Source organism: Amycolatopsis aidingensis (genome assembly GCF_018885265.1).
In the GTDB taxonomy this organism is placed as follows: domain Bacteria; phylum Actinomycetota; class Actinomycetes; order Mycobacteriales; family Pseudonocardiaceae; genus Amycolatopsis; species Amycolatopsis aidingensis.
This window is the reverse complement of the sequence record NZ_CP076538.1, coordinates 3,622,163-3,633,158: the sequence shown is the minus strand read 5'-3', so window position 1 is coordinate 3,633,158 and position 10,996 is coordinate 3,622,163. Positions and strand designations below refer to the sequence as shown.

General features: G+C 63.8%; 10 protein-coding genes and 1 pseudogene. 5 read left to right on the top strand and 6 right to left on the bottom strand.

The window, feature by feature from the left end; all coding sequences use genetic code 11:
* Positions 1 to 254: 254 nt before the first annotated feature.
* The 3 genes from KOI47_RS16625 to KOI47_RS36425 all read left to right on the top strand — a co-directional run bounded on the left by KOI47_RS16625 (position 255) and on the right by KOI47_RS36425 (position 2,123).
* Positions 255 to 1,319 (top strand): TIR domain-containing protein, encoded by a 1,065-nt coding sequence (locus KOI47_RS16625; protein ID WP_216216845.1) that lies wholly within the window; start codon positions 255 to 257, stop codon positions 1,317 to 1,319.
* Positions 1,320 to 1,450: 131 nt separating this feature from the next.
* Positions 1,451 to 1,879: a Tn3 family transposase gene (locus KOI47_RS36430; RefSeq protein ID WP_408629915.1), complete on the top strand. Its 429-nt coding sequence runs from the start codon at positions 1,451 to 1,453 to the stop codon at positions 1,877 to 1,879.
* 43 nt (positions 1,880 to 1,922) lie between these two features.
* Positions 1,923 to 2,123, top strand: coding sequence for a Tn3 family transposase (locus KOI47_RS36425; protein WP_408629914.1), 201 nt, complete (start codon positions 1,923 to 1,925; stop codon positions 2,121 to 2,123).
* 7 nt (positions 2,124 to 2,130) lie between these two features.
* Here the strand turns inward: KOI47_RS36425 and KOI47_RS16615 are convergent, their stop codons facing one another.
* Complete coding sequence (locus tag KOI47_RS16615; RefSeq protein WP_232376785.1) at positions 2,131 to 2,958, bottom strand: alpha/beta fold hydrolase; 828 nt, start codon at positions 2,956 to 2,958, stop codon at positions 2,131 to 2,133.
* A gap of 59 nt (positions 2,959 to 3,017) precedes the next feature.
* On the opposite strand from KOI47_RS16615, the gene KOI47_RS16610 reads away from it, so the two are divergent.
* A complete protein-coding gene (locus KOI47_RS16610; RefSeq protein ID WP_216216844.1) occupies positions 3,018 to 3,596 on the top strand; it encodes a TetR/AcrR family transcriptional regulator in 579 nt (192 codons plus the stop codon).
* Positions 3,597 to 3,707: 111 nt separating this feature from the next.
* Here the strand turns inward: KOI47_RS16610 and KOI47_RS16605 are convergent, their stop codons facing one another.
* A complete protein-coding gene (locus KOI47_RS16605) occupies positions 3,708 to 4,676 on the bottom strand; it encodes an IS481 family transposase (RefSeq protein ID WP_216216843.1) in 969 nt (322 codons plus the stop codon).
* Between the two features lie 514 nt (positions 4,677 to 5,190).
* On the opposite strand from KOI47_RS16605, the gene KOI47_RS16600 reads away from it, so the two are divergent.
* On the top strand, positions 5,191 to 6,276 hold the full coding sequence (locus KOI47_RS16600; protein ID WP_216216842.1) for an S-(hydroxymethyl)mycothiol dehydrogenase: 1,086 nt from the start codon (positions 5,191 to 5,193) through the stop codon (positions 6,274 to 6,276).
* 624 nt (positions 6,277 to 6,900) lie between these two features.
* Here KOI47_RS16600 and KOI47_RS36625 read toward each other — a convergent pair.
* The 4 genes and pseudogenes from KOI47_RS36625 to KOI47_RS16580 form a co-directional block, all read right to left on the bottom strand.
* A complete protein-coding gene (locus KOI47_RS36625) occupies positions 6,901 to 7,176 on the bottom strand; it encodes a hypothetical protein (RefSeq protein ID WP_456319002.1) in 276 nt (91 codons plus the stop codon).
* Between the two features lie 188 nt (positions 7,177 to 7,364).
* Positions 7,365 to 7,964 carry a TetR/AcrR family transcriptional regulator gene (locus KOI47_RS16590; protein ID WP_216216841.1) on the bottom strand — a complete coding sequence of 200 codons (600 nt, stop codon included), beginning with the start codon at positions 7,962 to 7,964 and terminating at the stop codon, positions 7,365 to 7,367.
* Between the two features lie 40 nt (positions 7,965 to 8,004).
* A pseudogene (locus KOI47_RS35660) lies at positions 8,005 to 9,117 on the bottom strand (hypothetical protein); the annotation flags it as partial.
* Complete coding sequence (locus KOI47_RS16580; protein ID WP_216217341.1) at positions 9,114 to 10,613, bottom strand: FAD-dependent oxidoreductase; 1,500 nt, start codon at positions 10,611 to 10,613, stop codon at positions 9,114 to 9,116. The pseudogene KOI47_RS35660 and the gene KOI47_RS16580, both read right to left, overlap by 4 nt.
* Positions 10,614 to 10,996: the final 383 nt, after the last annotated feature.

The following is a 10,996-nucleotide window of genomic DNA, read 5'->3' as shown; positions in this document are numbered from 1 at the left end:
GACACCCGTACGACACCGTCGCAACGTCAACCGTCGGGCACCGACGGAATCTAACCGCCTAGACTCCGGCTCGTACTGAGCATGACCGCGGACTGACATACCTAAGAAATGTCGTCAAGATTAGTGATAACGGGCAGACTATCGAGTTAGTTAATCACACACGCAAGGTAAGAAACCTAATCGTGTAGCAACAAGTTTCGACACACAGCCGTCAGGTCCATGACTTGATGCCTCATCCCAGACATACTCGACTTGTGGAACATGCCTACGATTATGACGTCGCTGTTACATTCGCTGGCGAAGATCGACAATTCGTCCAGTCGGTCGTTCAAGAAGTCACACAAGCCGGATACAAGATCTTCTACGACCAGGACGAGCAAGTTGCTCTCTGGGGAGAGGAACTGACAGAGTATTTTCCAGCTATTTACGAGCAGCGTTCCCGCTATGCCGTAATGTTTGTCTCTCGACACTACGCAGCAAAACCGTGGACGAGACTAGAAAGGAGGAGTGTACTCGTCCGCGCCCTAGAACAGTCCACTCCGTACCTCTTGCCCGTGAGACTCGACAACACACAACTATCTGGGGTTCGATCGACCATTAGTTACCTCAATGGAACAACATTGGGCCCTAGCGGCATAGCGCGAGCCATCTGCGAAAAACTTGGCAGAACTCAAGCAGACGGGGAGGGCCGCTTTAACGGCTACGTCCCTCGCAATGAACACGAGGCCACAATACTCGTTGGCGAACGCCCTCCCTGCTGGGAATACCTGCTGTTCTCCTACTCAATTATCCACAAGATCGAAGAAATTCATGAGAAGTATCTCGATCATTGCATGAACTTCGCGCACCCTGGAGAATTTGTTGACAATAACGATATCGAACCTCTAGCACAAAGAGAAATTGCTTTTGCCTATAGTGCATCTAGAAACTTTCACACAGTACTTTCCGACAGGATGCAAGAGTCAGCTTTCGGCGCACCTGGCGAACCGGGAAATGTCGATCAAATAATCCATCCAGCCAAGCGGTATGTATCGGTATATGAATCATTTATCGACTGGGCCACACGAATTCGCGGCTACGCCACAATTTCCGATGAAGCCCATGCCGTACTGGAAGCACTCTCAATGTACGCACAGCAACCCGTTGAGCGACTGAGGAGCTTTGCTTACGAATATCGCACCCTCGCCGACACTATACATGCCAGACTCGTCGCCGGAGAACATATCGAAGTTCAGTTTGATCTCGCTTTGGAAATCTCCCCAGAAGCCTCCGAACACTTTGAACGTGCCCTCCATAAGTTCCAGCGTTCCATCAAATAGCGATGATCACTTACCTTGTCAGCCGTTTCTTCATTGAGAATTGTCATCGCTTGACACCAAGGCCGTGCCGTCCCACACCCTGAATCGGCGTTCTGCCGCACCCCGCGCCTACGTCGTCGGCGGTGGTCGGCATGACTGGCGCCGTGATTGACCCGGTCGCCGTCCCGGCCACGGCCGTCCGTGACGGGCGTTCCCCGAGGGCCGCGTCGAATCGGCCGCCGCCGTTACCCACCGTCCCCACGCCGCGCACCGGGGCCGCCGTGTACGGGACGGCGGCCGTCGACTGCCGCAGACGGGTCGCCGACCGCGCAGTGTTCGCCGCGCTGCGGCACGTGCGCCGGCACTTCATCACCCGCGACAACCTGCGCGCCGCGATCGGCAAGCTGGTCAACGCCACTTTCGCCGTACGCGATCCGCAGTGGTGGGGCCAGGGCACGACGTGCGCGTCGGATTCGAAGAAGTTCGGCTCGTGGGAGTCGAACCTGATGACTGAGTGGCACCAGCGCTACGGCGGACCCGGTGTGATGATCTACTGGCACGTCGAGCGTAAGAGCACCTGAATACTCCCAGCTCAAAAGCTGCTCCTCGTCCGAGGTCGCGGCGATGATCGAAGCCCTGTTGCGGCACTGCACCGATGCCGAGATAGAGGCCAACTACGTCGACACCCACGGCGTCAGCATCGTTGGCTTCGCCTTCACCGAACTGCTCGGGTTCCGGCTACTGCCCCGCTGGAGAACATCGGCTCGATCCGGCCGTACCGGTGCGACGACGAGGCCGCCTCGACCTACCGACCCGTCTCGTTGACGGATCCTCACAGGAAGTCGAGGATCTCACTGCGGACGCGTGCTGGTTGATCTTCCATGAGGAAGTGGCCGCCGTTGTCGATCACGACCAGCTCCGAGCCCGGGATGTCTGCGGCGAGTCGCTTGGCGTAGGTGATTGGTTGCCAGGCGTCTTGGGCTCCCCACAGCAGACGCACCGGCATGGTCAATTGCGCCAGCGCGGGCACGACCTGCTGTGTGGAGCTGGAGTCGTAGTGCCGGACTTGATGCTCGAAGAACGAGGCCCGGCCCAGCGCGAACCGGTGCGGAGCGAGGTAGGCCTCCAGCACCGCGCCACTCATGCGATCCGGGGTCGCCACGGTCATCTGCAGTTGTCTGGTCAGCATCGCTTCGAAGTCACTCGCCGACATGGCAGCGTAGTCCTGGAGGTGATCGCGAATGATCGCCTGCCAGGTCTCCGAGGGCCAGGAGTCGTAGCTGACCGTGTCGATGAGCATCAGCCGGCGCACGCGTTGAGGCTGAGCCGTGGCCAGGAGTTGAGCAATGGCACCGCCAATGTCGTGGGCGACCAGGCAGAACTGGTCGATTCCCAGGTGCTGCAGCAGCGTCTGAAGAACGTCGACTTGCCCGCGCACAGAGGTGTCATGAGTCAGCGGCCGTTCCGATTGGCCGTATCCCAGCAAGTCGAACAGCACGACTCGATAGCCTGCTCGCTCGACCTCGGGAACAACGTCACGCCAGATGAACGAGTGCGACGGTGTGCCGTGCAGGAACACCACCGGCTCACCGGTACCGCGATCGCGGTAGGCCAGACGTACGCCGTTGAGGATGACCTCACTGTCCAAGAGTTCAGGCACAACTCCCCCTCCCGAGGGCGTAACGGTCGTTCTACTAGAACGACCGTTACACTAGCCTGATGGTGCTTGACGCGCAACCTTCGCCCCCGGCCCGCGAACGCCTGCTCACCGCCGCCGGCGAGCTGTTCTACACCCGCGGCATCAACGCCACCGGCATCGACGCAATCGTTGAACGCGCCGGTGTAGCCCTGGCCACGCTCTATAAGCACTTCGGGGGCAAAGACCGGCTCGTGGCCGCCTACCTGGAAGAGCGGGACCGTCGATGGCGCGTGGACTGGGAGGCCGCCATCGCCGCCGCCCCTGAGCAGCGCGTCGTGGCGATCTTTGATGCCCTGGAGCGATGGTGGGTCACTGAGGACCGCTACCGGGGCTGCGCGCAGGTCGACGCTGCTGTCGAGATCACCGACGTCGACCACCCCGCGATTGCCGCGATCGCCCGACACAAGACACACCTTCGCCAACGCCTGACCGAACTCGCCAGCGAAGCCGGCGCAGCCGAGCCAGAACAGATCGCCGCGGACATCGTGGTGATCTACGAAGGCACGATCACAGCGTTGCTGCTCCAAACCGTGCCCGACCCCCTCCAGCGAGCACGTCGCCTGACCGCCGGATTGCTCCTCATCGACAGCAGGAAATGAACCGGCCGTCGATCGGCCCCGTCTCGTACCTGAAAACCTGGCAATATGTCCGGAAACGTTCGTTCGCGAGACATCTCAAGCAGATGCCGGTGTGCGGCTGACACAGATCAACTACACGGCCGGGGTCTCGACTTGTGTCTTCTGGCGCAGTCTCTCATACGGAGCCTGGCCGTCGAGTCCGCCGTGAGGTCGGCCGAAGTTGTAGTAGTCCTGCCACTCCTTGAGCTTGGCGTTGAAGACGTTGGCGTCGTCGATGACGGCGCCGTCCAGGAGCCGGTAGAACTCTTCGGTATCAATACGGTGGGATCGCTCGACCTTTCCGTTCAGCCGGGGCGTGCGGGGCTTGATATAGCGGTGCTGGATGCCTTTGTCCAGTACGTGCCAGTGGAAGACCGACGGGAACTCGGCTCCGTTGTCGGTCTGGATCGTCTCGACGGCGAAGGGCAGCTGCGAGAGCACGTAGTCGAGGAACTGGATCGCGGTCTTCTGGTTGTTGCGCGGGTAGATCGTGAGCACCCGCAGCCGGGTGCAGTCGTCGATCGCGGTGAACTGGTAGAACTTGCCGCGCCGCCCGACCGGCTTGAGCGAGACGCCGGTCTTGCCGGCCTTGGGCAAGGGTTCGACGAACTTGACGTCGACCTGGACCTGGTGGCCGGGGCGCTGCTTCTCGTAGCGCTTCCACCGCAGGTCGCGCCGTTTATACCGCTGTGAGGCGGGTAGCCGCCCCATGTCCAGGCGGTGCAGGATGCGCCACACGCCGGACCTGCTGATGTCGACGTCGTGATAACGCCTGAGGTACATCTGAACCTTGCCTGGGCCGAAGTGATAGTGCTGCCGTAGGTGGACGATCTTCTCGACGACATCCACGTGGGTGGCGTTCGGGCTGGTTCGCGGCCGCCTTGAGCGGTCGCGCAGCCCGTCGACGCCGTCGGCCTCGTAGCGACGCAGCCAGGTGTAGTAGGCCGGTCGGCTGATGCCGAAATACCGGTAGGTCATGGCCACGTTCCCGGACACTTCCTCGACGTGACGCAAGACCGCCAGGCGCCGACGCACCTGGCGGTCCAACTGGGGCTCACTCACCCGGACTCCTTATGATCAACAAGCCCCGGTCTCAAGCATCTCCGTCAATTTTATACCGACAATTTGAACCCGCCGAATTCTCGTCATGACGGCGGCGCAGACGGCCACCGGGTCACGCCCGGCCTTGACCAGCTACCAGGAACCTCGAGACTACTGGTCACGAGCACATTCGCAGTCAACATCCAACTGACATTACTCATCGATCCCAGCTATGGTCTGGCGCATGAACACGCATCCCGCCCAGGGATGCTGGTGGGTCACCCGGGCGAGTTATTGGCCGTGCGGCAATCGGCATGATCGGCTTACGGTGTCGGTCATGTCCGCCGTGTGTCCGGGGCTGGTGGAGCCGATGCTGGCCGTGGCGCGGCGGCTCCCGGAGTACGCGGGCTGGGCCTAGGAGGTCAAGTGGACCTCTGTGCACGGTTTCGCGATGTTGCTGCTCGGACGGGATGCACTGCGCGATGTTCTGCGGCTGTCGGCTGTCGTGCTCCGAGGTGATTGAGGAGAGGGAGCCATGGCGCAGACGGTTCGTGGCGTGATCGCACGGTGGAAGCAGGCGCCGGTCGAGATGGCCGAGGTCGTTGTGCCAGATCCGGGGCCTGATGAGGTACTGGTGCGGGTGCGGGCGTGCGGGTTGTGCCATACCGACCTGAACTATCGGGAAGGCATCGTCGACGACGCGTTCCCGTTCCTGCTCGGGCATGAAGCCGCAGGTGTGGTGGAAGCCGTGGGGAAGGGTGTGACCGAGGTCGAGCCGGGTGACTTGGTGGTCCTGAACTGGCGCGCCGTGTGTGGAACCTGCCGTGCCTGCCGCAAAGGCAAGCTCTGGAACTGCGTCTCGCCGCTCACCGCCGCCCAACCCATGACGCTCACCGACGGGACCCCGCTCACCCCGGTTCTCGGTCTCGGTGCCCTCGCCGAGAAGACCCTCGTGCACACCAGGCAATGCACCAAGGTCGAGCCCGACGTCTCTCCCATCGCGGCCGCTCTGCTCGGCTGCGGGGTCATGACCGGAATCGGCGCGGCGCTGCACACCGGCGCGGTGGAGCGCGGTGACAGCGTCGCGGTCATCGGCTGCGACAGCCTGGGCAGCGCGGCTGTGGCGGGGGCCCGGCTGGCTGGTGCGACCACCATCATCGCCGTCGACACGGGTCCTCGGAGACTGGAGTGGGCCAGGAGGTTCGGTGCTACGCACACGGTCGATGCGAGTTCCGCCGACCCGGTGCCGCGGATCCGGGAACTCACCGGCGGGTTCGGCGCGGATGTCGTCATCGACGCCGTGGGCCGTCCCGAAACCTGGAAACAGGCGTTCTACGCCCGCGACCAGGCGGGGACGGTCGTCATGCTCGGCGTGCCCACGCCCGATATGCGGGTGGATATGCCGCTGCTGGAGTTGCGCGTTCGCGGTGGCTCGCTCAAATCTTCCTGGTACGGCGACTGCCTTCCCTCACGCGACTTCCCCGCTCTCATCGGACTCTACCGCCAAGGCCAGCTCGACCTGGACGCCTTCGTCACCGAAACGATCGCGCTGGGCCAGGTGGAACAGGCGTTGGCAAAGCTGCAGCACCGTGAGGTCCTACGATCCGTGGTACTCCTGTAACTCCGGAGCGTCTCTACCGGGGCATCCCACCTGATCGCTGCAAACAACTCCACCCTAGACACCATTCTGGCTCCCAAACGGGCGACCAACTACCGGCGGAACTGTCCACTCAGGACCATTGCTCGACGCGCCGACTCGCACACCTCGCCAGCAAGCTCCCGATCGGTGGGTCCTGCTCGGTATGTCGAACCGGGGCCAACCTACGATGCCACGGCCACCCTCGCCAGGGGAATAAAACTGGCCTGGGGCGCCGAGCTCGAAGCCGCCTCCCATCTGGTGGTTCCCAAGATCGACGCCGCGGTACGCCCCTCTTCTGGAGCTGCACGGGCCGGTCTACCGGGCAACCGGTGGTGACTCCGCCGGGCAGTTCGCGGGCCTGGGCAGTCTGCTGGAGTCACTGGTGAACGACGGCTTCGATCCTGAGTCTGCGCGCTCGCACGGCGGCCAATCAACATTCTCATGCCGATGACCGCGCACGGTGCTGAGTTGTGATCCTGCCCGCACGTGCGTGGATAGGTATCCGACGTCCGTCCGGACTCCTCGGTCATGTCTATCCGACGACCTCCGCATGGCCCAGGTTGATCCACGACGACCAGCTCGTCGGTTCTACTTGGCGTCAAATGGTCAGTGCACTTTTGGTGAGTCTAGCAAGAGTTTATTGAACGCTTCTGTCGGCTTGCGCCAGCCCAGCGTCTGCCGAGGACGGTCGTTGAGCTCGTCAGCGACCGCGTCGAGCTGCTGCTGGGGTGTGGCCGGGGGTAGCTGGGTGTTCGAGGTGGCGCGCAGCTGATGTGTGTCATCGCAGACCAGCACACCCAGGTCACCCCGCTCGATGTCGGCGGCGGTGCCGCAGTACTGGAACAGCTGCTGGGCCTGGCGTGAGCCGTGCCCGGCGGTCATGCACAGCGCGGTGGTGAACGCCCCTGCGAGCCAGGCCGGTAGCCGGCCGGTGTCGCGCAGTCGGCACCTTGCCGCCGTCCGGTCTGGCGAGGTTCAGCCAGTTCAGACAGGGCAATGTGTGCGGCACAGCGAGGTCGAACGGCTGATGTCGTCGCGTTGGAGGTTCCGCAGCGACGGGTGCCTTGTGGCTAGCCGCGCAGGGCTGGTCCGACCCAGCGGCGGATGAGAGTCCGCAGTCCGTCGTCGGTGAGTGCTGGCGTCGAGGGGTACTGCAGAAAGGACATGAAGAGCCGCATCAGGATCTCGGCGAGTCCCTGGAGGTCCTCGTCGGTGGTGACGCCGACGGCGGACCAGTCGACCGGCACGTTGCGGAGGATCCGCGCGCCATAGGAGAAGGACAAGGAAGAGATGACTCCGTCGGTGAAGAAGTCGGCTTCGCCCGCCTTTAAGAGCAGGCCCAGGTAGGGCTCGTCGGGGATCGTCCGGACGGCGAACACCACCGATTCCGCGGCAGCTTCCGCGGCGCTGCCACATGAAGCCAGGTGCTGTTCCATCCGCCCGGCGAACTCTTCGACGCCGGCCAGGGCCACAGCACGGAGAATGTCTTTCAGACCCGGAAAGTAACGGTAGACGGTCTGCCGGGTCACACCGGCCTCGGCGGCGACGTCGGAGAGGCTGGTTTTGGCGAGCCCCACACGGTCGAGACACGCCGTTGCCGCCTCGATGATCCGACGATGTGCCTCGTCTTCGGTACCGGGCGGGTTGCCCTGCCATCCGTGATGCCCCATGCGCTCCATTATCCCCCGAGCCGGATAGCTCACACGGGGTAGGTGCCCTCCGGCGCACGAGGCCCTTCCGATACAGCGCGGTCAGCAACAGACCCGCCCCGAGGAAGCAGGCGAACGCGTAAGGCCCGCTTCCGACCGGGGTGCCGTCACCGGTGATGCCATTATCCGCGGCGAAGTACGCGGGCAGGGCACTGATCCAGAACACGGCCATTCCACCCAGGTAGGCGGCGGGGTAGAACCGCGCGAAGGTGGACAGGGGCTCGCCCGTCCCAGGGTCCGGAGACCTCAAGTGCGAGACGAGGATCCAGGCGCCGACCAGCCAGATCAGGGCCAGCTCGATGCCGAGAACCCAGGCCTGCGCAGCGGTGTTGGGATCGTCCCCGCCGAAGAAGCCCGACGGGATGCCGGCGACCGCCATGGTCGGCGGTGTGAGGACCCCGGCCACCACGGTTCGCAGCACCAGTGACAACCCGCGTCGCGGGGCACCGTCCGCCGCCGGGCCACCGACCAGACGCACGACCAGATAGGTCATGGCCGCCATCGAGACGGACGCGAACAACAGCATGCTGTTCATCGGCACTGCCGCCACGGCGGGGTGGTTGACGATGTGGTTGTCCATGTTCCAGGCCCACCACTTGAGCTGCGGGCCAAGGTGATCGAAAACCTCGTAGAACACCTGGCAGACGAACGCGACGGCCACCGACCCGGCCAGCGCGCCACGGCGCCGGAAGATCCCGAGCGACCGCACGAGTTCGTAGGCGACCTGACTGATCACCGGATAGAACGCGACGATGTAGAGCGGCAACCGGTCCCCCATGAACTGCACGGTGAACTGGTTGTGGGCGAAGATGAAACCGTACAGCTCGTCGAGACCGAACCACTCCGGGAAGTACAGCGGCGGCTCGGTCACGAAGAGGTAGACCAGCGAGGCCCACCACAGTGCCAGGTTGACCGGATCGCCCGCGCGGTGGCGGCGGACGGCGTGCACCAGGGCGAAAACGGCGCCGCCGATGACAAGCAGCTCGAGCAGCGGCATCGTCCAGTGTGCGAGATCCCAGGGGAAGCGGATCGAGACCACCGGGGAGACGTCGTGGCAGTCGAAACCGAGGTCGCGGGTGAGTGCCTCCGCGTCCGGACCGCACACGGCGCTCATCGTGCAACAGCCGACGTAATGGCACTGTCGGTGCCCTCCGGTGAGTAGTCGGTGGCCGGTGGTTCGGCTTGGGGATCGAACCCGAAGGGAACCCGGTGCCGACCCAGCGCAGCGCGCATGCGGTAACCCACGAGTCCCGCGATCACCCGCGGATTCCGCAGCATGTCCCCCAGCGACTCGTCGAGATTGAACACCTTGGCGAAGTGCTCATCGACAACTTCGTCCTCACGGGCGGCACCCACGATGAGGCTGAACGCCGGACCAGACACGGCCGCGAGGATGCGACGTCTCCACTCAGGCAACTTCTCGGTACCCACCGCACATTCGTAACTCTGGTCCCTGGCCATCGCCAGGCGCCACGGCACGTCGAGCAGTTTGCGCTGCGCTTTGAGGAACCGTGAGAAGAACCCCGCGTCGAGCCGTTCGGCGCGGGAGAGGTGCTCGCGCAACAAGAGTGCCGAACCCGACGCGGAACTGATGCCTTGTGCGTAGAACGGGTTGAACGCGCAGATCGAGTCGCCGATGAAAACCAGACCCCGCGGAGGCGTACGCAGGCAGTCGTAGCGTCGCCACTTGTTGCCGGTCGACCGGGTCAGATGAACCTCCGAGGTGGGAGCACACCGGTCCATCGCGGCCGCGAACAACGGCGTCCGCACTCGGCGGGCCGATTCGACGAACGCGTCGGTGGTGCGCGGCATCTCGAGTCCCCATGAGCCCATGCAGGCGATCACACGGTTCCCCTCGATCGGGAAGAAGTTGACCAGGAACTCGTGCTCGGCAGGGTGCTCACCCTTGTCGGGGGTTGGCATGATCACCAGGTGCTGCCACCACCAGGAGCCAGGCCGCTCCGCGGATGAGGGCAGGTCATACCAGCGCGAGGTGTAGGTGACCTTGGCGTCGAGCGTCCGCACCTCGGGCTCGGGCCAGCCCGCGGCCACCAGCCAGTTGCCGACCGAGGAGCCGCGGCCCATCGCGTCCACCACGAAGTCGGCGTCGATGTGCTCCTCGCCTGTGGACGTGGCGAAGCCGACCCCGGTGACCGCCCCGTCGCGGGTGCCGCCACCCCGCACGGTCAGGCCACTCACCGCGGCACCTTCGCGGATGACCACGTTGGCCAGCGCTCGCACCTGGTCGCGCAACACCCGCTCAATAAGGATCCGCGAACTGTAGATCATCGTCATCGAGCTGCGCTTGCGTGCCGACCAGCCCTCGCCGTCGAGATACGCGGCGTCCATGGACGGCATCAGATGCAGCCCGCCCGCAGCGATTAGGTCGTCCTCGAAACCGGGGAACAGCGCCCCGATCGCGCGACGCCCCGAGTTCAGCAGGAAGTGCGGGTGTTTGCTCTGCGGCACACCACGTCGGTGCTCGGCCTCTGCCGGAAGCTCATCGCGTTCCAGCACCAGTACCTGGTCGAAGTGCGGGGCGAGCGCCCCCGCGGTGCACAGACCGGCGGCACTGCCGCCAAGAACGACGGCGGTCTTGCCGAGCCGCATACGGATCAACTCCCAGTCATTCATACAAAGTGACAGCAAACGTATGAATGACTGGTGGGTGTGTCAAGCAACCGAGTGCACGGGGCGGAACATCGGCCGGTCCGGCCTTCGCCGGCCTCGACTAGGGCATTGGGACCGGTCGAGTCTGCGGCGGCATGCAACGCAATCGTTGTGAGGTGCACACAGCGTGACCGTATAGGTCGTTATACACGGCACTCGAGGTTCCTAGCGACCGCGAATGCTGCCGATCTCCCTGTCACGTCGGTTCTTCCCGACCGACATCAGGGCGAGGCGCGTACGTAGGGGCGGGGCTACGTAGTTCTGGCGATGTCGTGGGCGCACGAACACATGACGGTGGATGTCTGTGGCCGGGGCCGTGAGGG

What these genes read in the sequence shown, in the direction of transcription:
- KOI47_RS36430 (WP_408629915.1), top strand. Translation starts at nt 1,451, where the DNA reads ATGACTGGCGCCGTGATTGACCCGGTCGCCGTCCCGGCCACGGCCGTC.
- KOI47_RS36425 (WP_408629914.1), top strand. Translation starts at nt 1,923, where the DNA reads ATGATCGAAGCCCTGTTGCGGCACTGCACCGATGCCGAGATAGAGGCC.
- KOI47_RS16610 (WP_216216844.1), top strand. Translation starts at nt 3,018, where the DNA reads ATGGTGCTTGACGCGCAACCTTCGCCCCCGGCCCGCGAACGCCTGCTC.
- KOI47_RS16600 (WP_216216842.1), top strand. Translation starts at nt 5,191, where the DNA reads ATGGCGCAGACGGTTCGTGGCGTGATCGCACGGTGGAAGCAGGCGCCG.
- KOI47_RS36625 (WP_456319002.1), bottom strand. Translation starts at nt 7,176, where the DNA reads ATGACCGCCGGGCACGGCTCACGCCAGGCCCAGCAGCTGTTCCAGTAC.
- KOI47_RS16590 (WP_216216841.1), bottom strand. Translation starts at nt 7,964, where the DNA reads ATGGGGCATCACGGATGGCAGGGCAACCCGCCCGGTACCGAAGACGAG.
- KOI47_RS16580 (WP_216217341.1), bottom strand. Translation starts at nt 10,613, where the DNA reads ATGCGGCTCGGCAAGACCGCCGTCGTTCTTGGCGGCAGTGCCGCCGGT.